The 23760-nt window shown below is 54.5% G+C and carries 23 protein-coding genes; 19 read left to right on the top strand and 4 right to left on the bottom strand.

Going from position 1 to position 23760, the window contains the following annotated elements; all coding sequences use genetic code 11:
* Window positions 1-17: 17 nt before the first annotated feature.
* From AC0YNV_RS09525 to AC0YNV_RS09510, 4 genes are all read left to right on the top strand, one after another.
* Entirely contained in the window at window positions 18-977 is a 960-nt protein-coding gene (locus tag AC0YNV_RS09525; RefSeq protein ID WP_475767804.1) for a D-2-hydroxyacid dehydrogenase, read from the top strand.
* Window positions 978-1580: 603 nt separating this feature from the next.
* Window positions 1581-1949, top strand: coding sequence for a CidA/LrgA family protein (locus AC0YNV_RS09520; protein ID WP_475767802.1), 369 nt, complete (start codon window positions 1581-1583; stop codon window positions 1947-1949).
* Window positions 1927-2619: an LrgB family protein gene (locus tag AC0YNV_RS09515; protein ID WP_210041288.1), complete on the top strand. Its 693-nt coding sequence runs from the start codon at window positions 1927-1929 to the stop codon at window positions 2617-2619. The genes AC0YNV_RS09520 and AC0YNV_RS09515 overlap by 23 nt, the downstream gene beginning before the upstream one ends.
* Window positions 2620-2728: 109 nt before the next feature.
* On the top strand, window positions 2729-3976 hold the full coding sequence (locus tag AC0YNV_RS09510) for a peptidyl-prolyl cis-trans isomerase (protein ID WP_475767800.1): 1248 nt from the start codon (window positions 2729-2731) through the stop codon (window positions 3974-3976).
* An 87-nt stretch (window positions 3977-4063) separates the two neighbouring features.
* Here the strand turns inward: AC0YNV_RS09510 and rocF are convergent, their stop codons facing one another.
* Together rocF and AC0YNV_RS09500 are read right to left on the bottom strand one after the other, a co-directional pair.
* The gene (gene rocF, locus AC0YNV_RS09505; RefSeq protein ID WP_475767798.1) at window positions 4064-4966 is read right to left on the bottom strand and encodes an arginase; all 903 of its coding nucleotides are present in this window, start codon (window positions 4964-4966) and stop codon (window positions 4064-4066) included.
* Window positions 4967-4998: 32 nt separating this feature from the next.
* Entirely contained in the window at window positions 4999-5931 is a 933-nt protein-coding gene (locus tag AC0YNV_RS09500) for a proline dehydrogenase family protein (protein WP_475767796.1), read from the bottom strand.
* A 423-nt stretch (window positions 5932-6354) separates the two neighbouring features.
* Here AC0YNV_RS09500 and rsmD point away from each other — a divergent pair, with 423 nt between their 5' ends.
* Together rsmD and coaD are read left to right on the top strand one after the other, a co-directional pair.
* Window positions 6355-6939 (top strand): 16S rRNA (guanine(966)-N(2))-methyltransferase RsmD, encoded by a 585-nt coding sequence (rsmD, locus tag AC0YNV_RS09495; protein WP_475767794.1) that lies wholly within the window; start codon window positions 6355-6357, stop codon window positions 6937-6939.
* A 3-nt stretch (window positions 6940-6942) separates the two neighbouring features.
* Window positions 6943-7521 (top strand): pantetheine-phosphate adenylyltransferase, encoded by a 579-nt coding sequence (gene coaD / locus AC0YNV_RS09490; protein WP_475767792.1) that lies wholly within the window; start codon window positions 6943-6945, stop codon window positions 7519-7521.
* A gap of 44 nt (window positions 7522-7565) precedes the next feature.
* On the opposite strand, the gene AC0YNV_RS09485 is transcribed toward coaD, so the two are convergent.
* Window positions 7566-8750 carry a nucleoside recognition domain-containing protein gene (locus AC0YNV_RS09485; RefSeq protein WP_475767790.1) on the bottom strand — a complete coding sequence of 395 codons (1185 nt, stop codon included), beginning with the start codon at window positions 8748-8750 and terminating at the stop codon, window positions 7566-7568.
* 82 nt (window positions 8751-8832) lie between these two features.
* Window positions 8833-10074 (bottom strand): nucleotidyltransferase, encoded by a 1242-nt coding sequence (locus AC0YNV_RS09480; RefSeq protein WP_475767788.1) that lies wholly within the window; start codon window positions 10072-10074, stop codon window positions 8833-8835.
* A 115-nt stretch (window positions 10075-10189) separates the two neighbouring features.
* On the opposite strand from AC0YNV_RS09480, the gene AC0YNV_RS09475 reads away from it, so the two are divergent.
* The 13 genes from AC0YNV_RS09475 (at window position 10190) to ylxM (ending at window position 23756) form a co-directional block, all read left to right on the top strand.
* Entirely contained in the window at window positions 10190-10711 is a 522-nt protein-coding gene (locus AC0YNV_RS09475; protein WP_475767787.1) for a YceD family protein, read from the top strand.
* A gap of 56 nt (window positions 10712-10767) precedes the next feature.
* The gene (rpmF, locus tag AC0YNV_RS09470) at window positions 10768-10941 is read left to right on the top strand and encodes a 50S ribosomal protein L32 (RefSeq protein ID WP_188992574.1); all 174 of its coding nucleotides are present in this window, start codon (window positions 10768-10770) and stop codon (window positions 10939-10941) included.
* A 232-nt stretch (window positions 10942-11173) separates the two neighbouring features.
* Window positions 11174-11773 carry a transcription factor FapR gene (fapR, locus tag AC0YNV_RS09465; RefSeq protein ID WP_210041269.1) on the top strand — a complete coding sequence of 200 codons (600 nt, stop codon included), beginning with the start codon at window positions 11174-11176 and terminating at the stop codon, window positions 11771-11773.
* A complete protein-coding gene (gene plsX, locus AC0YNV_RS09460) occupies window positions 11774-12763 on the top strand; it encodes a phosphate acyltransferase PlsX (RefSeq protein ID WP_475767784.1) in 990 nt (329 codons plus the stop codon).
* Between the two features lie 9 nt (window positions 12764-12772).
* The gene (locus AC0YNV_RS09455) at window positions 12773-13759 is read left to right on the top strand and encodes a beta-ketoacyl-ACP synthase III (RefSeq protein ID WP_475767783.1); all 987 of its coding nucleotides are present in this window, start codon (window positions 12773-12775) and stop codon (window positions 13757-13759) included.
* A gap of 41 nt (window positions 13760-13800) precedes the next feature.
* Window positions 13801-14727 (top strand): ACP S-malonyltransferase, encoded by a 927-nt coding sequence (gene fabD / locus AC0YNV_RS09450; RefSeq protein ID WP_475767781.1) that lies wholly within the window; start codon window positions 13801-13803, stop codon window positions 14725-14727.
* Between the two features lie 459 nt (window positions 14728-15186).
* A complete protein-coding gene (gene fabG / locus AC0YNV_RS09445) occupies window positions 15187-15936 on the top strand; it encodes a 3-oxoacyl-[acyl-carrier-protein] reductase (RefSeq protein ID WP_475767779.1) in 750 nt (249 codons plus the stop codon).
* Window positions 15937-16036: 100 nt separating this feature from the next.
* Complete coding sequence (acpP, locus tag AC0YNV_RS09440; RefSeq protein WP_188992569.1) at window positions 16037-16270, top strand: acyl carrier protein; 234 nt, start codon at window positions 16037-16039, stop codon at window positions 16268-16270.
* Between the two features lie 156 nt (window positions 16271-16426).
* Entirely contained in the window at window positions 16427-17665 is a 1239-nt protein-coding gene (gene fabF / locus AC0YNV_RS09435; RefSeq protein WP_475767777.1) for a beta-ketoacyl-ACP synthase II, read from the top strand.
* A complete protein-coding gene (rnc, locus tag AC0YNV_RS09430; protein WP_210041258.1) occupies window positions 17655-18347 on the top strand; it encodes a ribonuclease III in 693 nt (230 codons plus the stop codon). The genes fabF and rnc overlap by 11 nt, the downstream gene beginning before the upstream one ends.
* Before the next feature lie 332 nt (window positions 18348-18679).
* The gene (gene smc, locus AC0YNV_RS09425; protein ID WP_475767774.1) at window positions 18680-22255 is read left to right on the top strand and encodes a chromosome segregation protein SMC; all 3576 of its coding nucleotides are present in this window, start codon (window positions 18680-18682) and stop codon (window positions 22253-22255) included.
* Window positions 22256-22282: 27 nt separating this feature from the next.
* Entirely contained in the window at window positions 22283-23278 is a 996-nt protein-coding gene (ftsY, locus tag AC0YNV_RS09420; protein WP_475767773.1) for a signal recognition particle-docking protein FtsY, read from the top strand.
* Window positions 23279-23444: 166 nt separating this feature from the next.
* Window positions 23445-23756 (top strand): YlxM family DNA-binding protein, encoded by a 312-nt coding sequence (gene ylxM, locus AC0YNV_RS09415; RefSeq protein ID WP_379112716.1) that lies wholly within the window; start codon window positions 23445-23447, stop codon window positions 23754-23756.
* Window positions 23757-23760: the final 4 nt, after the last annotated feature.

The raw sequence follows: 23760 nt of genomic DNA, 5'->3' as shown, positions 1-23760 counted from the left end.
TGGAGGGCTAAATTTCAATGAATATTGTTGTTTTGGATGGCTATACCTTGAATCCGGGCGATTTGAACTGGGAGGAAATATCCAGACTGGGCAAGCTGACGGTATACGACCGCACCACGGAGGAAGAAATTGTCCAGCGCGCGGAGGATGCCGAAGTTGTGCTGTCAAACAAAACCCCGTTGTCGGCTGAAACGCTCGCCAGGCTTCCCAAGCTGAAATATATCGGTGTTCTCGCTACCGGCTATAACATCGTTGATACCAAAGCCGCTGCACTGCAGGGGATCACGGTCACCAATGTGCCTGACTACAGCTCGTTCTCGGTCTCGCAGCTGGTTTTTTCCTTGATTCTGGAGTTTTGCCATCAGGTTCAAAAGCATAGCGATGCCGTTCATGGCGGGCGCTGGTCGGCCATTAAAGATTTTACGTTCTCCTTATCCCCGCTTCATGGATTGGTTCATAAAACGATGGGCATTATCGGTTTTGGCCAAATCGGCCAGCAGGTCGCTCAGATCGCAGCAGCCTTCGGCATGCATGTGGTGGTCCATACCCGGACCGCCAAACAGGTTGAGGGCCTTGAGCATGTTCGATTTGTAGAGGAGGACGAGCTGTTCCGCGAGTCTGATTTTATCTCTCTTCATTGCCCGCTAACCGATCAAACGAAGGGGATTGTGAGCAGCCGGACGCTCGGTCTGATGAAACCGACGGCGTTTCTCGTTAATACGGCTCGCGGCGGTCATATCGTGGAACAGGATCTGTTGGATGCTCTGCAGGCAGGCACGATTGCCGGCGCAGGTCTGGATGTATTGTCCGTGGAGCCGCCTCCGGCTGACCATCCGTTAATTGCCGCGCCCAATTGCTTTTTGACCCCGCATATGGGCTGGGCTACCGTTGAATCGAGAAAGAGCCTGATGAGCCTGGCTGCAGGGAATCTGCAATCATTTATGGATGGTGCGGTGAGGAACCAGGTAGGGTTATAGCCCCCTAAATCCCCCGGAGGGGGACCCCAAGGGCCCCGGCCCTCTGGACACCCGGATGGTGTAACGAGGGAGATGCAGAGACGCTCCTGACAACAGTTGGCGGACTGCCCGTTTGCGTCCTGCGGACTCACTTACCATGCGGCGCATCCGAAAGGGATGGAGTCCCAGAGGGACCGGGAATAACGCAGAAGGTGCAGAGACGCACCTGATGGCTAGTGGCGGACTGCCCGTTTACGTCCTGCGGACCCACTTACCGTGCGGCGCATTCGGAAGGGATGGAGTCCCAGGGGGACCCGGAATAACGCAGAAGGTGCAGAGACGCACCTGATGGCTAGTGGCGGAATGCCCGTTTGCGTCCTGCGGACGCACTTACCATGCGGGGCATTCGGAAGGGATGGAGTCCCAGGGGGACCGGGAATAACGCAGAAGGTGCAGAGACGCACCTGATGGCTATTGGGCGGACTGCCCGTTTACGTCCTGCGGACCCACTTACCATGCGGCGCATCCGAAAGGGATGGAGTCCCAGGGGGACCGGGAATAACGTGGGAGCGCAAGGGAATAAACGAGGAAAATAAGGCGAAAATGGATAGTGAGGAGAGTTTGATGCGCGGATTTGTCATTATTATCGGTTTTGATGGTTTAGGGTGGCTGCTGCATTCAATTGCCCGTGTGCCGCTTCCTTCTCATGTGCTGGGGCTGCTTCTGCTGACGGCGGCTTTGTTTTTGAATGTCATTAAACTGGAATGGGTGGAAGCCAGCGCAACGTTGCTGACGCGGCATATGATGCTGTTTTTTGTACCGCTGCTTGCCGGCGTGTCGACCTTCCTACCCTTGCTTCAGGAATCCTGGCTTGCCGCATTGATCAGCTTGACGGCAGGTACAGCTGTTGTTACGCTTCTGACCGGTCTGGTCACGCAGCTTTTAACGAACAAGCGGAAGGAGATTCCGCATGAACGGCAGCAGTCTTTATAGTGATCCGCTTTTTGGCGTATGTGTCACTGTTGTCGCGTATGCAGTCGCGTTGCTTGTCCGGAAACGGGTTCCGCGGCTGCATCCGCTTATCACGGCACCTGTTCTTGTTTATGGATTCCTGCAGCTTGGACGCATTGATTATTCGAACTACAAGGTTGGCGGGGATATGGTCACTTTCTTTCTCGGTCCGGCAACGGTAGCGCTGGCTATTCCGCTTTATAAACAAGCCGTCCGGTTGAAGCCGCTTCTGCCCTCCCTCCTGCTTGGAGCCTTCGTGGGTAGCGCACTGGGTATTGGCGTGAACGCCCTGTGCGTAATCGCTTTCGGCGGCACCGAGGAGCTGCTGAGATCATCGCTTCCGAAATCAGTGACCGCGGCCGTCTCGGTCGAGCTTTCACGCTGGCTGGGCGGATCGCCGGAATTCACCGCAGCCCTTACCGTGATGACGGGATTGTTCGGCAGTGTGGCCGGCCCTGTGCTGCTCAAGCTCGTTGGCGTGCACGACCGTGTAGCCGCTTCTATCGCCATTGGCGCCGCTGCGCACGGCATAGGCTCCGCCAGACTGCTCGCCGATTCCCAGGAGGAGGGCGGCGTGAGCGGGTTTTCCATGGCCGCCTGCGCTGTGTTTACCCCGGTTTTGCTGCTGCCGATTCATTGGTTTCTTTTATAGAAACTGCCGACATTTTATCTTCTCTTAAGGTTTTTTAATTTTTAATCTGGTATATTTGACTGCAGCAGAAACAATAACTGCATCCATTTTCAGAAGGGAGTTTTACGCATTGAACGAGAAAGACAAGGATCTAGATAAAGAGATTGAACTGGAAGAAAAGGAAGCTTCGGCAAGTCCCGAGCTTGACGGAGAAACGGACGTTGATTCCCCCGCCAAGGGAGGCTTTAATCTCGAGAAGGAAACGCCCTCGGACTTGACGGAGGATGTCACGGACCGGGACATAGAGTCCGGGCTTGCAGATGAGCGTGAAGAGACCGATGGTGCTCAAGACGAGTCGCTCACGCCCGTTCCGGTTGGAGCAGGCCCCTCAGCACCGGAAGCAGGCCGCAGAGGCAACAGCAGCAAGCCCTGGATGTTCATCGCGATCGGACTGGCACTGCTGCTTGTTGTAGCGCTGATCAAGCCGCCTTTTGGCAGCGCAAGCGGCAGTGATGAAGTTGTGGCAACCGTCAATGATGTCAAAATCACGCAGGACAACTTGTTTGACAAAATGATCAGTTTGGGCGGCAAGTCGACGCTGGATCAGATGATTCAGGAAGAGCTGGTCAAACAGGAAGCCGATAAAGCCGGCATCACGGCGACAGAAGCCGATATTGACAGCGAGGTCAAGCTTTGGGAGGGACGTTTCCCTACAGCGGACGACTTTAATGCATGGCTGCAGCAGAACGGAATGACAGAAGCGGATTTCCGCAAGGAAATGCCGACTCAGCTTCGTATCCGCAAATTGCTGGAACCGAAGGCAACGGTTACCGACGACCAGATCAAGCAGTATTTTGACCAAAACAAAGCATCCTTCGATACGCCGGAGCAGGTTCGCGTCTCCCATATTCTTGTCGCAACCAAAGCGGAAGCGGAAGCGATTCTGAAGGAGCTTCAAGGCGGAGCAGATTTCGCCAAGCTGGCTTCCGAGAAATCGATTGACACGGGCAGCAAGGATAATGGCGGAGATTTGAACTTCTTCCCGCGCGGCGTGATGGACAAGCCGTTCGAGGATGCGGCGTTCGCTCTCAAAACCAAGGACGAGCTTAGTCCGATTGTACAGGGTGCCAACGGCTTCCATATCATCAAGTTCACAGACCGCAAAGCAGCCCACACGGCTACCCTGGATGAGGAAAAAGCGAAAATCAAGGACCAATTGCTTGCGCAGCAGGTTTCTGAGCTGTCCTCATCATGGCTTCAGGATATCAAAGCCAAAGCCAAAATCACCAATACACTGGAAGAACCGGCAGCAGCCGATGCGCCGGCAGATCCAAATGCACCTCCTGCAGATCCGGCTGCTGAGACTCCAGCGGGCTAAACAGCATTCGGTATAGGAAGCAGCTTCAACACAAAGACCGCTTGCCTTTTGCGACGCTTCATGCGCAGAAGACAAGCGGCTTTTTTTTTACAGGATTTTCTCTCCGAGCAGAGAGCTGATAAGCTCGACGGCAAGCTTGGCTGTTCCATGTGTGCTGTCGAGCAGCGGATTGACCTCTACCACATCGGCGGAGGTTACCGCACCGCAATCATGCAGCATTTCCATGGCCAGATGAGCCTCCCGGTAATTCAAGCCGCCCCTCACAGGGGTACCGGTTCCCGGAGCTTCGCCGGGGTCAACGCTGTCGATATCGAAGCTGACATGAACGCCGTCTGCTCCGTTGGCGGCGATACGAATCGCCTGCTCCATGATACGGCCCATGCCGAGTTTGTCGATATCATGCATGGTGAAGCAGGTGACTCCGAGCGCCTGGATGAGCTGTTTCTCTCCTTCATCGAGCTGCCTGGCGCCAACGAGCACTACGCGGCTGGGCTCAAGCTTGGGGCTGCTGCCGCAAAGCTGGACAAAACCGGGGTCCCCATACCCAAGGCCGGCAGCAAGACTCATGCCGTGCATATTGCCGGAGGGCGATGTGAGAGGAGTGTTGAGATCAGCATGTGCGTCGATCCAGATGACGCCAAGCTTTTTTTTATGCTGACATAGTCCGGCAATGGTGCCGATGGCAATGCTGTGATCGCCGCCGATCGTCAGCGGGAAGGAGCCGCTGGCAGACAGCCGCGATACCTCGGACGCGACCGCCTTGCTCATGGCGAGAACGCGCCCCCAGTGTTTCATGCGCTCTGAGGTCCGTTCGTCAGCCGCAGGATCAGGCAGATAGGAGTCCTTCAGGATGACATAATCCAGCTTTAGCTGCAGCAGCTTATCCTCAAGGCCCGCGATGAGAACGGCTTGCGGGCCGCCTTCGGCTCCGCGTCGGCTGGCTCCCCAGTCAAAAGGAACAGGGAGGACGGCGATTTGCTGTTGTTTCATACTTTTGGCCTCCCTGTGCATAATTGGTAGTTTTATTTGCGCAGCACTACGCTCTTCACGACGAACATCACATTAGCGGGCCGTTCGGCCAGACGCCGGACGAAATAGGGATACCAGCTGCGGCCGAACGGAACGTAGCTGCGAACCGTGTAGCCCTCCTTCGCCAAGGACCGCTGAAGCGGATTCCGGATGCCGTAGAGCATCTGGAATTCGAAGCGGCTTCGGGGAATTGCGCGCATGCGCGTGTAGGATTGCACCCACCGGATGATGCTTTGGTCATGGGTTGCAATCGCTGTATAAACGCCGCTGTCCAAGCGCGCTTTGATCAAACGCCGCATATTGTCGTCTACTTCCCGTTTCGTTTCGAAAGCAATGCGGCGGGATTCCTTATAAGCGCCTTTTACGAGCCGCAGATTCATTTTATTTGCCGTCATGGCTTGAACATCACGACCGCTCCGGTACAGATAGGCTTGAATAACGGTGCCGACATTCGAATATCCTTCCTCATGCAGCTTCCGGACGATGCCGATTGTGGAATCGGTCCATGGACTGTCCTCCATATCCAACCGGACGAACAGCCCGAGACTGGCGGCCTCCTTCACAACGGTCCGGATTCCTTCTTCGCATGCGGTCCGGTCCAGCGCCAGACCGAATTGAGTCGGCTTGAGCGATATATTGCCGTTGATGCCTTCCCGCTCAATTGTCCTGAGCAGCTCCAGGTACCCAAGCTCGCTTGTTTTTGCCTCTTCCAGACTGCTCACGCTCTCCCCCAGAAAATCCAGCGTAACCGCAATGCCTTCCGCATTCAGCCGTTTAGCCTGAACGATTGCCTCTTCCATGGTCTCGCCTGCGACAAAGCGCCTGGCCCCCAGCTTCATCCCATATCGTTGTGACAGTGCCCGTGCCGCACGGTTGCCGGCAAGACCGAGCAGCGCCGAGCGGAACAATCGGTTTCCGATATCCATCCGAACACACTCCTCACGCCTATAGCCGAAAAACTCCCGCTCGCCGCCTTCGCGCACACAAGCTGTCATTTTTACCGGCCGTCATGCTTATATATAGACCATATGCGTCGATGACATGACAAAAAATGATCGCAGCATAATAAGTTTCCATTAAGCAGACGGATGAGGCTATAGAAAATGATAAAGAATGTTTGAAGGAATGGTCCATGCTTATAATGAACGTTTACCTTATTTATCATTCAAAAACAGTCTTAGGGGAACCGACTTCAAAGCCGGCGGACCCGATTATTTGCTTCCATTTTTTCAGGCGAAGGTCGTTTCGGGGCGAATGTAGAGCGCCCCATACGCTTTAACAACTGCCGGGAAGTATGTTAAGATAGCAGCAGTCTTAACGAGAGCTTTTGAAAGGGGAAGGGCAAGAAGTTGAGAGTTATTGCAGGTACGGCTAAAGGCCGTGCTTTAAAAGCAGTTCCCGGAATGAATACGCGTCCGACCACCGACAAAGTCAAGGAAGCGATCTTCAGCATGATCGGTCCCTATTTTGAAGGCGGATGGGCGCTTGATCTGTTCGCCGGTACCGGTGGGCTTGGCATCGAGGCGTTGAGCCGGGGGGCGGATCATGCGGTATTTGTCGATTTGGAGCAGAGCAGCATCGATGTGGTCAAACGGAATGTACAAGCTGCCGGGTTCACGGAGCAGGCCGAAATATACCGCAATGAAAGCTTGCGTGCATTGAAGGCCCTCGCCAAACGTGGGACGGCATTTCGTATCGTTTTTCTGGATCCGCCTTATAAAATCAGGAACATGGATGTCATGATGCAGTCGCTCTCCGGGCTTGGGCTGCTTAGTCCCGGCGCGGTTATTGTCGTCGAGCATGATGCCGGACATACCTATCCGGAAGCGATTGACGGCTTTGAGCAGGCGAAACATTCAACATACGGCGACACGGCAGTTACGATTTATTATTACCGTCATACAGACGGTTCGACTGTACAAATGGAGGAATAATGCATGCCTTTCTCATCTAATCCCGCAGCCGGTTCAATAGGCGCAGCGCCTTCCATAAACCCGCTTATCCCGGTGGAAGGAACGCTCGCCGGTCAGCGGGTAGCTGTCTATCCAGGCAGCTTCGATCCTGTCACATACGGGCATATGGATATTATCCGCAGAGCCGCCAGGCAATTTGATCATCTGATTGTGGCTGTGCTGAATAATTCCAGCAAGAATCCGCTTTTTACCGTGGAGGAGCGTAAGGTGCTTCTGAAGGAAGTGACCCGGGATTTGCCGAATGTGTCCATTGACAGCTTCCGCGACTTGCTGGTTCATTTCATGCGCTCGCGCAATGCGGACGTGATTGTCCGGGGTATCCGCTCCGTGACGGATTTTGAATACGAGCTTCAGCTGGCATCGACCAACCATCAGCTGGACGGTGAGATCGAAACGATCTTTATGATGACCAACCCCCGGTACTCGTATCTCAGCTCCAGCATTGTCAAGGAAATCGCCAAATTCCATGGCAAAGTGCAGGATCTGGTTCCGCCTGAGGTCGAAAAAGCGCTGGCTGTGAAATATAAAAACAAAGAAATATGACCGCTGCCTGAACGAAAAGGAAATTCGCTGCGCCGCGGCGTTTTTTAGCGCGTCCACTTCCGTGGGGCGCTGACAGAGGCGATTGCGAGCACAAGCACTCCGCCGGCAAACAGAAGCAGGACCAGAGGCATGAACGGCCACAGGCTGAACAAATCTCCGGCTTGTACGGTTTGCGTGAACGGGTGCACGCTGCCGCCCATATGTTCAAGCGTCGTGGTGGAGGCGGGGAAGAATGCGGCGAGAGCACCGGTAACTGGCCGCCATAAGGCGATTGTTGCGGCGAAGGCGAGAGCCGATTGGGCCAGCCGCATCAGAAGGAGCGGCCGGACCGACAGATCGGTTCCGGATACGGAGCTTGCGGCCTGGAGGAGCGAACTGATTCCCCCCCAGCTGAGCACGGCTGCAATCGCTGCCGCATTCCAGGCAAGTCCGCCTGATTGTTCGGAAACCGCGGCCGCATACGCGCCTATATGGCTCTCAATAAGTCCTGGCAAAATATAAGAAGGCAGCTGACTTGGCATAAGCGGTTCAAGCAGCCGGACAAGGACGGCGCAGATCATCATAAACCCGCCGATTGCCATCAGCTTGTACACCGATGTAGTGACAGCGTCGCCCAGTGTTTTGCCGAAGGTGCGGCCATCGGCTTTGCGGGCATCCGCCATTGCGGTCGCAGCCCGGCGAATCAAAGGGCGGTTATCGGTTACGACGGGAGCGCTCTGATCGCCGGCATTTGTGATTCTGGCATGGACAAGACCGCTGGCCAACCCAACCAGCCATACGATAGCGGCGATTACAATACCCAGCTCCGGCCGATGCATGAACCCGGCGCCGACGACAAGCAGCATGAACAGGGGACTTGGCATATGGGAGAGGGCGAGCAGGCGCTGTCCCTCCGTGCGGGAGACAAGACCGCTTCGTCTGAGCGCGGTGGCGGCTTCCGCACCTGACGGGGAGCCGGCCGTCCAGCCCATCGCCATGGCGAAGCCCGCTTCGCCAGGCAGCCTGAACAGCCTTCTCATCAGCGGATTGAGCAGGGTTCCGAGAAAATGGACCCCTCCGAAGGCAAGCATCAGCTCAAGCAGCGCCAGGAAAGGCAGCAGGCCCGGGAAAACAATATTCCACCAGATGGTCAGGCCCTGCAGCGAAGCCTGAAAAGCGTCATCGGGACGATATATGATCGCTCCGACCAAAAGAATGGACAGAAAGGCGATCAGCAGCGTTCTTTTCATTGGGACTCACTCCATTACAAGTATAGTAGCTGGACATAAACAGCCACTACATTGTACGCTGGACTTGTCCGTATTAGACCTGTTAAATCGTAATCGGCTTCTCATAATAATCGCGAAAACAATCGCGTGCCGCGGCATTGCCCCTGGCCAGCGTGTAGGCGGCGGTGGCCTGTACATCGAGATCGAGGTAAGGGAAGAACTCCGGAGGCCTTGCGGCGCTGTGCAGAACCGGAAGCTGGGCCGTCGTTTTCATTCTTCGAAGCAGCTCGCGGCCTTTGCCGGTAAAACCAAGCACGCGCAGGTATTGGAGGCCGTTTCTCAGCCGCTCCGGCGTCATGTCCCGCTTGCGGTGCCCGAGCAGAACGGCAAGCAGCATACGCTGCAGCTTCGTCCGCGTATAACGGCGCGTCTTGAGAGCTTCAAGCAGGGCATCGACCTCCAGGGAAGCAAGCGCGGCTGCGGAATGCTTGAGCCTATGCTGAAGCCCTTCGCTCATTTCATGGTACTCGGCAAGCGATGCCGCCGATTCGGTCATAATTTTGTGAAACAGCGGCTTCGTAAAAGAAGACCAGCTGATGGGGCCGCGGCCTGCTGCATAATCCCGTTGCAGCAGACCCATTGTGGACTCGGGCACATAGGGAGCCGCCTCATCAGGCGTCCCCTGCTGCGAAACCAGCTTGCGGATCGCCGTGGCGCTGGCGATCCGGCGGTCCGTTATTTCCGCCTGCGAGTACCCGGCTTTCTCGCGGCGGAGCGTATAGGGCTCGATGCGGCTGTCCAACCGCTCAAGCGCCAGCAGGTAATGCAGCCCAAGCGTATTGTTGGGCTGCTCCAGAGGGAAGGCGGCAGCCTCCTGATCGCCCGTCTGCGCCATGTGGAGGCGCACCGCTTTGCTATAAGCCGCAGGGTAGCTGGCGCCGCCGCCCAGCGTATCCGCCATCAGCCGGGCGAATGGCTCCGGCTCATGCGCGAGCGTGCGGGCAATGCGGCGCAGCGGCGCAATATCTCCGGCCTCGCTGCCGAAGCAGAGGGCGTCTACGACGCCGGTCGCGCCGAGCAGCGCGACGGCGCCGTAGGCGAACCATTCCGCCGCCTGGGTGGAATAGGCGACAGGCAGTTCAATGACCAGATCGCAGCCCCCGCGGAGCGCCATCTCGGTCCGCGTCCATTTATCCAGCAGCGCAGGTTCGCCGCGCTGCAGGAAATTTCCGCTCATTACGGCAATAACCGCGTCCGCGTTCGTTATTTTGACAGATTGTTGTAAATGATAGTAATGTCCGTTATGGAACGGATTATATTCAACGATTAGACCGACTGTACGCATCGCAATGACCCTCCGGAATAGTGCTGGTATTTTTTTCACTATATCATGGAGTGAAATTGTTGACAAAACGATTCAAGAATCGATATAATAAACTTTGTTTGTTTGGGGTGATCTTATGAAGATTCAGCTTCGTGAATTTTTGTCCAAAGGGGCAACGATTCCGATTCGCGAGAGTTTAAACGCAGATTGGCTTCAGCAGGTTCGCAGCGACGTTATCAGCGCAGGTCCGCTTGAGGTTGATATGACGGCCAGAGTGACAGACGGTATTGCTCATGTGGAGGGCAAGCTGTCCGTTGAAGTCGAATTCGCATGCTCCCGCTGTCTGGAACCGACGAAGGAACAGATTACGGCTTCCTTCGATGAACGTTTCAAGCCTGCCAATGCCAAGATTGAGAATCCTGAGAATCTTGAGAATGCGGAAGAAATTATTGCGGTAGAAGAGGACAAGGTGGATCTTGAGCCTTTCGTCGAAGAAACGATGCTTCTCTCCCTGCCTTTCATCCCGCTGTGCGAAGAGGACTGCAAGGGACTCTGCCACACATGCGGCGCCAACTTAAATGTGGAAAATTGCGGATGCTCGAAGGATGTTATTGATCCCCGTTTGGCCGCGTTGCAAGATTTGTTCAAGGAAAAGTAGGGGCGGCTGCTCATGGGCAGGCGTCTGACGCGAATTCTGTTAAGGAGGTGGGAAATATGGCAGTACCACAACGAAGAACATCGAAAACCCGTCGTGACAAACGCCGCACGCATTTCAAACTGGCTGTGCCGGGCATGGTGAAATGTGAGCAATGCGGAGAGTTGAAATTGGCTCACCGGGTGTGCAAAGTTTGCGGATATTACAAAACGAGAGAAATCATCAAACAATAGTACGATTGACCAGTAGTACTTCATCCCGCGGTGAGGTGCTATTTTTTTTGTCTCCTTCATCCGGCATGGGATCAATTGATGAATTTAACCCTGTTGTCATTGCTTCCCATCGGATTCTTATATATACTTGTTAGGACCAGGTTATAATAGCTGGATTCAATTGGATACCCGCTAACAAGGACGAAAAAATATAAAAAGTCCGCAAAAGGCCATGCAAAATCATAGATAAAGGGTGGTGCGGATTATCGAGCGTCTTCCGAAAAGACAACGGCACCAGCAGCTCTCCCGGCTTATTGAGGAGAACCCGTTCATTACGGACCGTGAGCTTACACGTCAATTGAAAGTAAGCATTCAGACCGTAAGGCTTGACCGAATGGAGCTGGGCATTCCCGAGCTGCGGGAGCGCATTAAGCTGATGGCCGAACGCTCCTATGATTCAGTCCGCTCCCTGCCGCTGCATGAAGTCATAGGGGATATTGTTGATCTGCAGCTGGATAAGAGCGGTATCTCCATATTTGAAATACGGGCTGAACATGTTTTTTCCCGAACCGGCATCGCCCGCGGACATCATATTTTCGCGCAGGCCAATTCGCTGGCTGTCGCTGTTATTAACGATGAGATCGCACTGACGGCTACGGCGGACATCCGTTTTTTGCGTTCGGTGAAACTGGGAGAGAAGTGTATTTCCAAGGCCTATGTAAGGTCCATATCGGGCAGGCAAAGCAAAGCGAAAGTAGAAGTGTTTTCTTATGTGGGAGATGAAATGGTGTTTCAGGGCCACTTCGTCATTTACCGGTCCGCGGGAGAGACGGCCATCGAGGGAGGAAATTAAGTGCGGATCGCAATTGATGCGATGGGAGGAGACCATGCGCCTGAGCTCATCGTCAAAGGAGCACTGGAGGCAGCGTTAGAATGGCCCGATACGAAGCTGATGCTTGTCGGCGACACAGTCCGGATTAGAGAGCATATCGCGGGGGCGCTGCCGTCCAACGTGACAATCGTTCATGCAGAGGATGTTATCGGTCCCGATGAAGAACCGGTGAAAGCCGTGCGCCGGAAGAAGGAAGCTTCCATGGTTGTAGCGGGCAGACTGGTTCGTGAAGGCGAGGCAGAGGCGATGCTCTCAGCCGGCAATACCGGTGCGTTGATGACCACAGGACTGCTCGTTGTGGGCAGAATTGAGGGCATTGAACGGCCGGCGCTGGTCTATATGCTGCCTACGGTGAACGATGTTGGCGTGCTTGCGCTTGATCTGGGCGCGAATATGGATGCCAAGCCGGAGCATCTGCTGCAGTATGCCATTATGGGCAGCATTTACCGGACCAAGGTACAGGGCCTGAAGAACCCGCGCGTTGGTCTGCTGAATGTGGGAACGGAAGCCATGAAAGGCAATGAATTGTCGAAGGCGGCCTATAGCTTGCTGGAAGCGGCACCGATAAATTTTATCGGGAATGTGGAATCGCGGGATGTGCTGGCGCATAATTGCGATGTGCTTGTCTGTGACGGCTTCGCCGGCAACATTATGCTCAAGACCATGGAAGGAACGGCTGGGATGTTATTCAGCACCCTGAGGGACACATTGACCAGCTCTTTCATTAATAAAATCGCGGCATCGATTCTTCGCTCCAGCATGCAGAAGCTGCGCAAAAAAATGGACTACAAGGAGCATGGCGGCGCACCGCTGCTGGGCGTAAACGGACTTGTTATCAAATGTCACGGATCATCAGATATCAAAGCGGTGAAGAACGGTATCCGCCAGGCCAAAATAGCGATAGAGAGCCAGCTGATTCCTTCAATCGCGGCTGAAATCGGCAGGAAGTGAGAGTGAGTCATGCTGCAATCATCAGTTGGCATTATTGGAACGGGCAAATATGTGCCTGAACGTATTTTAACGAATCATGAACTGGAGCAAATGGTCGAGACCAACGACGAGTGGATCGTCTCCCGGACCGGAATCCGCGAACGCCGGATAGCCGCTCCGGAGCAGGCGACATCGGATCTGGCATTCCATGCTTCGACAGCTGCTCTTAAGGCAGCCGGCATTACAGCCGAAGAGCTGGATCTTATTATTGTGGCGACGATTACGCCGGATATGTTTTTTCCTTCAACCGCCTGCTTGCTGCAGGAGAAGCTGGGAGCGAAGCGGGCGGCCGCGTTTGATTTGTCGGCCGCCTGCTCCGGCTTTATCTATGGTTTGGCAACGGCAACCAGTATGATTTCAACCGGCATGTACCGTCATGTGCTGGTAGTCGGCGCAGAATGTCTGTCCCGGATTACGGATTACACGGACCGCAACACCTGCATCCTGTTTGGAGACGGGGCGGGAGCGGTTGTAGTCGGGGCCGTGCCGGAAGGACGGGGCTTCAAATCCTTCGAGCTTGGTGCGGACGGAGGCGGCGGCGATCTGCTTAAAATTTCCGGCGGCGGTTCGCGCAACCCTTCTACGGCGCAAACAATAGCCGATAAACAGCATTTTATTTATATGGCGGGCAGCGAGGTATTCAAATTTGCCGTCCGGATTATGGGCAATGCCGCAGAGGAAGCGCTTCGCAAAGCCGGGATGGACAAAGGGGATATCGATCTCTTAATCCCCCACCAGGCCAATATCCGTATTATTCAGTCCGCATTGAACCGGCTGAGTCTTCCGGAAGAGAAAAGCATGATTAATCTTCACAACTACGGCAATGTCTCGGCCGCATCGATACCGATTGCGCTTGCCGAAGCGGTAGAGCAGGACCGCGTCCATGATGGAGATCGTCTTGTAATGGTCGGCTTTGGCGGCGGGCTTACATGGGGAGCGTCCGTATTGGTCTGGTAATGGCAGAAGGTTTGATGATTTGAATAAGGAGGTGCATCGTCATGGGCAAAACAGCATTTGTATTTCCCGGTCAGGGTGCGCAGGCGGTAGGAATGGGCAAGGACGCCTTCGATACGATTGACGCTTCAAGAGCCGTCTTCGAGCGGGCGGACGAGGCGCTCGGCTTCAAGCTGAGCGAATTGATCTTCAACGGTCCGGACGAAGCGCTAAAACAAACGGTGAATACGCAGCCTGCACTGCTGACGGTAAGCATTGCGTTTCTGGAAGCCTTTCGCAAGCTGGGAATCACAGCGGATTATGCCGCAGGCCACAGTCTGGGCGAGTACAGCGCCCTTGTTGCCTCAGGCGTGCTGTCGTTCGAGGACGCAGTTCGCACAGTCAGAGCGCGCGGCGAATTCATGGAACAGGCCGTGCCTAGTGGACAAGGGGCTATGGCAGCGGTGCTTGGCGCAGAGCGCGATGATCTGGCGGCGCTGTGTGCAGCAGTTTCTGCAGAGACAGGCGCAGTGGAACTGGCCAACATAAACTGTCCGGGACAAATCGTTGTATCCGGCACATCGGCTGGTGTACAAGCCATCGTTGAGCGCGGCAAGGAAGCGGGCGCCAAGCGGGTCATTCCGCTGGAAGTGAGCGGACCGTTCCATTCCTCCTTAATGAAGCCGGCTGCCGAGAAACTGGCTGAGGTATTAGCCAACATTCAATTAGGCGATGCGGCTGTGCCGGTTATAGCCAATGTTACAGCAGGCCCGGCAGTGGAGGCGTCGGAGATCCGCCGTTTGCTGGCCGAGCAGGTTTACTCACCGGTTCTTTGGGAGGACAGCATCCGCTATTTGATCGGTCAGGGCGTGGATACCTTCATCGAAATCGGATCCGGCACCGTTCTGGCAGGCTTGATCAAAAAAATCGATAAATCCCTGAAAATCATCTCCATCAACTCGGCATCATCCATCGAGGCAGCAGTGATTTAAAGATTGGTGGGAGATAGGCTGCGCATGCTTTAGTTAATCCTCGTGCGAAGCACCTGAGGAGCAACAGTTATAGTAGTTAAGCAAGAAGGATTCATTCATCCCTAATTCTTCATTTAAGGTCTCAGGCAGACTCATAGTTAAGAAGAAACTCAACAAAGCGACTCTATGGCACACACGTTAGTTAATTCTCATGCGAAGCACCTTAAGGAGCACTGGCAGTAAATTGTGTCCCGCAGGGACGAAAACGGGTACAGGGCACGGATGGACAAGGGAGCGCCGCAGCATCAGCGCGGACAACCATCCGGGAGTCCAGAGGGCAGGGGCCCTTTGGGGTCCCCCTCCGGGGGGATTTAGGGGGCGCACCAACCGAGGGCAACGCCCCATGATATCTCCATAGCGGGGGAGCGCACAGAGGGGCCAGCCAGTCTCCATCGTCCAAACAGAAAGGAGCCAAACCATTTGTTTGCAAACCTAACAGGCAAAATCGCCCTCGTCACAGGCGCATCCCGCGGCATCGGCAGGGCCATCGCAATTGCTCTTGCGGAAGGCGGCGCGGACGTAGCGATCAATTACGCGGGAAGTGAAGCGGCAGCAGCCGAAACCGCACAGGCCGTAGAGGCCCTGGGCCGCCGCGCCATCACAATCCAGGCGAACGTCGGCAAGTCAAACGAGTTCGAAGCGATGGTCAAGCAGGTTGTCGAAACGTTTGGCACCATCGATATTTTGGTCAATAATGCAGGAATCACGCGCGATAATCTCATTATGCGAATGAAGGAAGATGAGTTCGACCAGGTCATCGAGACCAATCTCAAAGGCGTCTTCAACGGGATCAAAGCGGTAACGCGCCCCATGATGAAGCAGCGCTCAGGCCGGATTATTAATATTTCGTCTGTTGTAGGCGTGCTTGGCAATCCTGGGCAAGCTAACTACGTAGCGGCCAAGGCAGGAGTCATCGGCCTGACGAAAGCTTCAGCCCGTGAGCTGGCATCACGCTTCATTACGGTAAACTGTGTGGCGCCGGGTTTTATAGAAACCGATATGACCGACAAGCTGCCGGAAGAGATGAGAACCAATCTGCTAGGGGACATACCACTGGCACGCCTTGGAGCACCGGAAGACATTGCGTCAGCAGTCCGGTTCCTGGCGTCCGATTCCGCTTCCTACATGACCGGACAGACGATTCATGTGGACGGCGGCATGTACATGTAAATGAACCGGAGCCTGCTGTTTCAGGCTATTTCCGGCCGATGACAGACGTATGGCAATTTGTCCAAGATTCTCGTATAATACCATGGAGGAGGTGAACCGGATGTCCGATGTATTTGATCGTGTGAAACGCATCGTTGTCGACCGCCTTGGCGTTGACGAATCGGAAGTATCGCTTGAAGCGTCGTTTAAAGACGACCTTGGCGCTGACTCTTTAGATGTCGTCGAACTAGTCATGGAACTGGAAGATGAATTCGATATGGAGATCTCTGATGAAGATGCAGAGAAAATTACCAGTGTGGGAGAAGTAGTGAAGTACATATCTTCTCATACCTAAACGTAAAATTACGGGTCCCGTTCACAGCGGGACTTCTCTCCTTTTCGACTTTCACATGGATTTATCTAAATTGAGTAAGCGCAGGTAAGCGTTTTTAATAGATTATTATAAATATGGTACGGTAACCATTATCGTTGTCCATCTGAGGTGAGTTGAATGAAACAGAGAGTGGTCGTTACGGGCATGGGGGTCATGACCTCGCTCGGTTCTGATTTGGAACAGTTTTGGGAGAACCTGATACAAGGCAAGTCCGGCGTTTCGCATATCGAGGCGTTTGACGTATCTGAATATACAACGCAGATTGCAGCTGAGATCAAGGATTTCCAGCCCGATGAATTATTGGGCAAAAAGGAAGCGCGCCGCATGGACCGTTTTGTGCAATTTGCGGTTGTTGCCAGCCAGCTTGCTGTCAAAGACGCCGGTCTTACGCTGGGGGAGAATATGGATCCCGAGAGAATCGGCGTTGCGATCGGATCAGGCATCGGCGGACTCGGCACATGGGAAGACCAGCATAATATTTTGCTGGAGAAAGGCCCCAAGCGGGTCAGCCCATTTTTTATTCCGATGATGATCGCCAATATGGGATCAGGCCAGGTTTCCATTACAACCGGAGCAAAAGGCCCCAACAGCACGGCGGTGACCGCTTGTGCAACCGGGACTCACTCCATCGGCGACTCGTTCAAAATCATTCAGCGGGGCGATGCCGACGCGATGATTTGTGGCGGGGCGGAAGCGACGATTCGTCCTATCGGAATGGCAGGGTTCTGCTCCATGCGCGCCATGTCAACGCGCAATGACGAACCGACAAAAGCAAGCCGGCCGTTTGATCTCAATCGCGACGGATTTATTATGGGCGAGGGATCAGGTGTGCTGATTCTTGAATCCTTGGAGCATGCGCAGAAGCGCGGAGCCCGGATTTATGCGGAAATTATCGGCTATGGTATGAGCGGCGACGCTCATCATATGACGGACCCCGATCCTGACGGCGCTGCCCGATGCATGGTGAAAGCGCTCAAAGATGCGGCTATTGACCCGTCGGCTATCGATTATATTAATGCCCACGGCACTTCAACGGGAATTGGCGACCGCTCGGAAACGATTGCGATCAAGAAGGCTTTCGGTGAACATGCCTATAAGCTGGCTGTGAGCTCGACGAAGTCGATGACCGGCCATCTTCTGGGAGCCGCCGGAGGCGTCGAAGCCGTCATTCTCGGCCTGACGCTGCAGAATGGCAGGATTGCGCCCACTATTAACCTGGAAACTCCGGATCCGGAGTGCGATCTCGATTATGTGCCGAACACGTCCCGTGAAGCGGATGTGCAGATCGCATTGTCCAACTCGTTCGGTTTCGGCGGTCACAACGCCACGATCGTGATGAAGAAATATGAAGCTTGAAAAGTTTGAGGAGCTTCAATCGCGGCTGCAGCTTCGATTTCGTACGACCCGTCTGCTGAGACAAGCGTTCACTCACACCTCATATGTGAATGAACACCGTCAAAGCGTGCTTGAACATAATGAGCGGCTTGAATTCTTGGGCGACGCCGTTCTTCAATTGACGGTTTCGGAGTTTCTGTACCGGACTTTTCCGGAGCGTCCTGAGGGTCAATTGACCCGGATGCGTGCTTCGATTGTTTGTGAGCCATCGCTTGCCAGATTCGCCGATATGCTCGGACTTGGCGCCCATGTTATGCTGGGGCGAGGGGAAGAACAGCTTGGCGGCAGGCTCAGGCCTGCCTTGCTGGCTGATTTATTCGAGTCGTTCGTCGGCGCGATTTATCTCGACCAGGGGCTGGAGGCTGTCCGGACGTTTCTTGTCCGGCACATCTTTCCCCATATCGACAGCGATGGGGGCATGCTTGTCAAGGATTACAAATCGACGCTGCAGGAGCGGGCTCAGCATAGCGGCATGGGTTTGATCGAGTATCGGATTACGGAAGAGCGCGGGCCAGCCCATGACAGAGAGTTTGTCGTGGAGGTCTACATTGCTGATGTTCTGTATGGAACGGGAATCGGACGAACAAAGAAGGAAGCGGAGCAGCAGGCTGCTGCGGAAGCATGGCGCAAGCTGCCGGGTTGAACTCCTTTACTTGAATAGCTGTGGAAAAGATCCTGGTCGCTGACTTAAGCGTACCGGGATTTTTGTTCACCTTATAGAATGTATAAGTTTCACGCCTATAAATTTCCATAAGGTTTGAGGGAAGAAACTAACGATGCCACCAAAGGACGGCGCCGCCGTTTCTTCTTAAAATAGGAAAGTTTGAATATCCATCATACTTTGCTTCTATATTTCTTTCGTTAGGGAAGAAACCTGGCTTGGCCGACAGAGGACGGCGGGCAGCCGTTTCTTCTTGGACAGAGCGGGCCTGGATGTTTTTATGATACAATAGTCGATGAGGTGAAGGCTAAGCTATGTTCCTGAAAAGGATTGAATTAGCAGGATTTAAATCATTTGCCGATAAGACGGAGCTTGAATTCGTTCAAGGCATTACGGCTGTTGTCGGGCCCAATGGCAGCGGAAAAAGCAATATAAGCGACAGCATCCGCTGGGTGCTTGGCGAGCAAAGCGCCAAAAGTCTGCGCGGCGGCAAGATGGAAGATATCATTTTCGCCGGCAGCGATGCCCGCAAAGCGGTAAATTTCAGCGAGGTGTCGCTGACACTGGATAACGCGGACAACGCGCTTCCCCTGGAATTCAATGAAGTTACCGTTACGCGCAGGGTTCACCGCAGCGGCGACAGTGAATATATGATTAACAAGCAGCCCTGCAGACTGAAGGATATTACGGAATTATTCATGGATACGGGCATCGGCAAAGAAGCCTATTCCATTATCGGTCAAGGCCGTATTGAAGAAATTCTCAGTACACGCTCAGAGGATCGCCGGGGAATCTTCGAGGAAGCCTCGGGTATCGTGAAATATAAGTCACGCAAACGTGAAGCGCAGAGGAAGCTCGACGATACCGAGCAGAATTTGCTGCGCATTCATGATCTGGTCTCGGAGCTCGAAGACCAAGTTGAACCGCTTCGGGTTCAATCAGAGAAAGCTGTATCCTTCAAGCAGTTCAAGGAACAGCTCAAGACATCGGAAATTTCCATGTATGTACATAATATTCAAGCCGTACACACCTCCTGGAGCGAGGCAAGCGTACGGATGGCCAAGCTTCAGGAAGAACAGCTGGCTTTGTCTACAGTGGTCAGCAAGCATGATGCCTTGCTGGAGAAGGACCGGCAGAAGCTGCGCGAGCTGGAGGCAGCGCTTGACCAACTGCATGCGGCCATGCTGCAGTACAGCGAGGATTACGAGAAATGCGAAGGCTACGGCGAGGTGCTCAAAGAGAGAAAACGCAATCTGGAGCAGAACCGTTCTCAGCTGGAGGCTTCAATCACCGCGCAGAACGAGCGGATTTCGCAGCTGGCCAGGGAAGAAGCGGAGTTCCGAGGCAAGGCTGCGTCGCTTGATAATGATCTTCAGACTCTGCGCGCCAAGCTGGCGAGCGAGGAGGCCAGGCTGCTGGGAACAGCAGCGTCGGCTTCAGGAGATGCGGAAGAATCGTTGAAAAGCGAGCTGCTTGATGTGCTCAGCTCCATGGCCCAGCTGCGCAACGAAATCCGCTATGCGGTTCAGCAGGAGGAAGCGCTGCAGCGGCGTATGGAGCGGCTCGGCGAGGAGCATGCCAAATGGCGCGAGCAGAACGGGAAGCTCACCGTACGCAAGGCGGAGCTGGAGCAAAAGCTGGAAGCGACGCTGGCGGAAATAACCACACTCCGCAACCGCTATATTCATGAAGGCGAGCAGCTGCAATCCGGTCAGAAATTGCTGGAGGAAGCCCAGGCATCAGCGCGAAAATGGGAACAAAAGCTCGAAGCGCTCCGCTCGCGCCGGGATACAATGAAGGAAATGCAGGACGATCTGGACGGCTTTATGCAAGGTGTCCGTGAGGTGCTGAAGGCTTCCCGCCGCACCTCGGGCGGGCTGGAAGGCGTGCATGGAGCAGTAGCGGAGCTTGTGCGTGTGCCGGAAAAGGTGGAGCTGGCCGTAGAAACCGCCCTCGGCGGCGCACTGCAGCATGTCGTGATGGAGGATGAGAAAAGCGCGCGGACAGCGATTGCTTTCCTGAAGCAGCGTCAGCTGGGGCGGGCGACATTTCTGCCGCTTGATGTCATTCGCGGACGGAATATTCCCGACCATGATAAACGGATGATTGAGAGCATTGAAGGGTTTGTCGGAGTGGCCGCAGAGCTTGTCTCCTGCGAACCGAGATATTCTTCGATTATCAATAATTTGCTTGGCAATGTGCTTCTTGCCGAGACGCTGGAGCATGCCAACCGGATCGCGGCAAAATGCCAGTACCGCTTCCGGGTCGTTACGCTGGAAGGCGATGTGGTGAATGCGGGCGGATCCATGACGGGCGGAAGCTTGCAGAAGAAAGGCGCGAATCTGCTTGGCCGCCAGCGTCAAATTGAGCAGCTGAGCGAGGAGCTCAAAGCAACGGACGACCAATTAGCCAAGCTGCGCGACAAAATAAGCGATCTGCGCAAGGAGCAGTCGATACGGAATCAGAACGTGGATGACCTGCGCGCCCAGGGCGAGCAGCGTCGTATTGAAGAGCAGCATGTCCGCGCCGAACTCCAGCAGCTGGATAATGAGAACCGGCATTTGGTCGAACAGCGTCAGCTGTTCGATGCCGATAATGTCGGTCAGCAGGCTGAACGCGAGAATATCGCCAAATCGGAGGCGGCTGCCAGGGAACGTCTGGCTGAACTGACGCTTGAGGAAGCGAAGCTGCAGGAAGCTATCCGGATCGCCGAGACCCGCCGCAAAGAAGGGGAGACGGCCAAGGAGCAGCTGCAGGATCAATTGACGGATCTCAAGATCGCTGTCGCCAAGACGGATCAGGAAAAAAACTCCTTCGAGGACCAGGCAGCCAGGGTGCGCTCCGATATTGGACGCGCCAAGCAGGAGCTTGCGGGACTACGCGATATGCTGGCACGTCAGGAAGAGGACGCAGGCCAGCATGCTGAGGAGAGCGTCAGGCAAATCGAGCAGCTCAACCACCTGAAGCTGCAGAAGGATTCGTGTTCGGAGCAGACGGACATCAAGCGCTCGCAGCGGGCTGAGCTTATACGGGAGCTTGAGGAGGGGGAAAGCGAAACGAAGGAGCAGCGCTCGCAGCTGCGCTCGGTCGACGATCAGCTGAGGCAGACGGAGATCGCAGCCAACCGGCTGGACGTAGAGCTGGATAATCTGCTCCGCAAGCTGAGCGAGGAATATGAGCTTAGCTATGAATTGGCCAAAGAGCGTTATCCGGTACCCGAGGATGTCCAGGAGACGCAGAATCAGGTCCGTGAGCTGAAGCGCCGGATATCTGCCCTTGGCGAGGTCAATCTCGGGGCGATTGAAGAATATGAGAGAGTGAAGGAGCGCTTTACCTTCCTGAACGATCAGAAGAATGATCTTATTGAAGCGAAGACGACGCTGTACCACGTCATCCGTGAGATGGATGAAGAGATGAGCAAACGTTTCAGGACCACTTTCGAAGCGATTCGCGGGCATTTTGTCATTGTTTTTGCCAAGCTGTTTGGCGGCGGGCGGGCGGATCTGATCATGGTTGAACCTGAACGGGTGCTTGACAGCGGAATCGATATTGTGGCGCAGCCTCCAGGCAAGAAGCTGCAGAATTTGCAGCTTCTCTCCGGGGGGGAGCGGGCGCTGACGGCTATCGCCCTGTTGTTTGCCATTCTGCAGGTTAAGCCTGTGCCGTTCTGCGTGCTTGACGAGGTAGAGGCCGCATTGGACGAAGCCAATGTATCCCGATTTGCGCAATACCTGCGCGAATTCTCGGAGCTTACACAGTTTATTGTGGTTACCCACCGCAAAGGCACGATGGAAGAAGCCGATGTCCTGTACGGGGTAACGATGGAGGAAGGCGGCGTATCCAAGCTTGTCTCGGTGCGTCTGGAGGACGAGGAAGCCGTTTCTGCCTGATGAAATGAAGGAGATGGAGGAAAATCGATGAGTTTTTTTAAACGCCTGAAGGAAAGTATCTCAAGCAAAACCGAGGCGGTCACCAATGCATTCAAGGAAGGGCTGACCAAGACAAGAACAGCTTTCGTCGAGAAGGTCGAGGAGCTGATCACCCGCCGCAAGAAGATCGATGAGGAGTTCTACGAAGAGCTTGAGGAGATTCTGATCGGCGCCGATGTTGGCGTGAATACCGTGATGCAGCTGATCGAGGAACTGCGGATTGAAGTGAAGAAGCGCAAAATTGAAAATGCTGCCGATCTGCAGCCGATTCTCTCGGAGAAGCTGGTCGATCTGCTCAGAAGCGAAGAGAGGACCGGTCTGCAGATGGCCTCTTCCGGAATGACTGTCATTTTGTTTGTCGGTGTTAATGGGGTCGGCAAAACAACCACAATCGGCAAGCTTGCCCATAAGTTTAAATCCGAAGGAAAAAAAGTGCTGCTGGCGGCGGGGGACACGTTCCGCGCCGGGGCGATCGAGCAGCTGGAAGTGTGGGGTCAACGGGTTGGCGTGGATGTAATCAAGCAGCAGTCGGGTGCGGATCCGGCCGCGGTCATGTTCGACGCCGTTCAGGCAGCCAAACAGCGTAATGTCGATGTGTTGTTATGCGATACGGCTGGAAGGCTGCAGAACAAATCCAATCTGATGGATGAGCTCAATAAAATATACCGCGTAATCCAGCGTGAAGTACCCAGCGCTCCGCATGAGGTGCTGCTTGTGCTTGATGCGACGACGGGGCAAAATGCACTCAGTCAGGCCAAGCTTTTCGGCGAAAAAAGCGGAGTCACGGGGCTTGTGCTGACGAAGCTGGATGGAACGGCGAAGGGCGGCATCGTCATTGCCATCCGCAATGAATTGAATTTGCCGGTCAAGCTCGTTGGGCTGGGGGAAAAAATGAGCGATCTGCAGGAATTCGATTCCGAGCAGTTTGTACACGCGCTGTTTGCCGGTCTGATCCAGAAGTCGGAAGAGAACGAAACGGCCTAGTAATCCCGTTTACATGGTGACAAGGGATTGCACTTGACAGCCGCTGGTCTGCTGGGCTATGATAGACGACGACAGATAGGGTGTAAAGGTTTTTCCCTTGACGGAAGAGGTGGCTGAGTTGACCGCAATTGAACCTGACGCCCTGACCAAAACAAATCGAATCAACATGCTGTTTGACTTTTACGGGCTGCTGCTCACCGAGAAGCAGCGGACGTTTCTTAAATACTACTTTCACGATGATTATTCGCTTGGAGAAATTGCCGAGGAGTTTGAAATCAGCCGCCAGGCTATATATGAGCATATTAAGCGGGCAGAGTCCGTTCTGGAGAGCTGCGAGAGCAAGCTGCATCTTCTGCAGAAGCATGAAGCCGGCAAGGAATGGCTGAGCAGGCTGGAAGCTTGCGCAGACGGTCTGAGCGGGATGGATGATCTGGCAGATGAGCTGAGGCGGATTGCTCAAGGCATCCGGGATATGTAAGCAG

Source organism: Paenibacillus sp. JT31N11 (assembly GCF_056269285.1).
Note: the sequence above shows the minus strand (reverse complement) of the source record. Positions and strands in the feature narration are given on the sequence as shown.

Excerpts from the sequence above, each read along its gene's own strand:
- AC0YNV_RS09525 (WP_475767804.1), top strand. The coding sequence starts at position 18 with ATGAATATTGTTGTTTTGGATGGCTATACCTTGAATCCGGGCGATTTG.
- AC0YNV_RS09520 (WP_475767802.1), top strand. The coding sequence starts at position 1,581 with ATGCGCGGATTTGTCATTATTATCGGTTTTGATGGTTTAGGGTGGCTG.
- AC0YNV_RS09515 (WP_210041288.1), top strand. The coding sequence starts at position 1,927 with ATGAACGGCAGCAGTCTTTATAGTGATCCGCTTTTTGGCGTATGTGTC.
- rocF (WP_475767798.1), bottom strand. The coding sequence starts at position 4,966 with ATGAAACAACAGCAAATCGCCGTCCTCCCTGTTCCTTTTGACTGGGGA.
- AC0YNV_RS09500 (WP_475767796.1), bottom strand. The coding sequence starts at position 5,931 with ATGGATATCGGAAACCGATTGTTCCGCTCGGCGCTGCTCGGTCTTGCC.
- coaD (WP_475767792.1), top strand. The coding sequence starts at position 6,943 with ATGCCTTTCTCATCTAATCCCGCAGCCGGTTCAATAGGCGCAGCGCCT.
- AC0YNV_RS09485 (WP_475767790.1), bottom strand. The coding sequence starts at position 8,750 with ATGAAAAGAACGCTGCTGATCGCCTTTCTGTCCATTCTTTTGGTCGGA.
- AC0YNV_RS09480 (WP_475767788.1), bottom strand. The coding sequence starts at position 10,074 with ATGCGTACAGTCGGTCTAATCGTTGAATATAATCCGTTCCATAACGGA.
- AC0YNV_RS09475 (WP_475767787.1), top strand. The coding sequence starts at position 10,190 with ATGAAGATTCAGCTTCGTGAATTTTTGTCCAAAGGGGCAACGATTCCG.
- rpmF (WP_188992574.1), top strand. The coding sequence starts at position 10,768 with ATGGCAGTACCACAACGAAGAACATCGAAAACCCGTCGTGACAAACGC.
- AC0YNV_RS09455 (WP_475767783.1), top strand. The coding sequence starts at position 12,773 with ATGCTGCAATCATCAGTTGGCATTATTGGAACGGGCAAATATGTGCCT.
- fabD (WP_475767781.1), top strand. The coding sequence starts at position 13,801 with ATGGGCAAAACAGCATTTGTATTTCCCGGTCAGGGTGCGCAGGCGGTA.
- acpP (WP_188992569.1), top strand. The coding sequence starts at position 16,037 with ATGTCCGATGTATTTGATCGTGTGAAACGCATCGTTGTCGACCGCCTT.
- fabF (WP_475767777.1), top strand. The coding sequence starts at position 16,427 with ATGAAACAGAGAGTGGTCGTTACGGGCATGGGGGTCATGACCTCGCTC.
- rnc (WP_210041258.1), top strand. The coding sequence starts at position 17,655 with ATGAAGCTTGAAAAGTTTGAGGAGCTTCAATCGCGGCTGCAGCTTCGA.
- smc (WP_475767774.1), top strand. The coding sequence starts at position 18,680 with ATGTTCCTGAAAAGGATTGAATTAGCAGGATTTAAATCATTTGCCGAT.
- ftsY (WP_475767773.1), top strand. The coding sequence starts at position 22,283 with ATGAGTTTTTTTAAACGCCTGAAGGAAAGTATCTCAAGCAAAACCGAG.
- ylxM (WP_379112716.1), top strand. The coding sequence starts at position 23,445 with ATGCTGTTTGACTTTTACGGGCTGCTGCTCACCGAGAAGCAGCGGACG.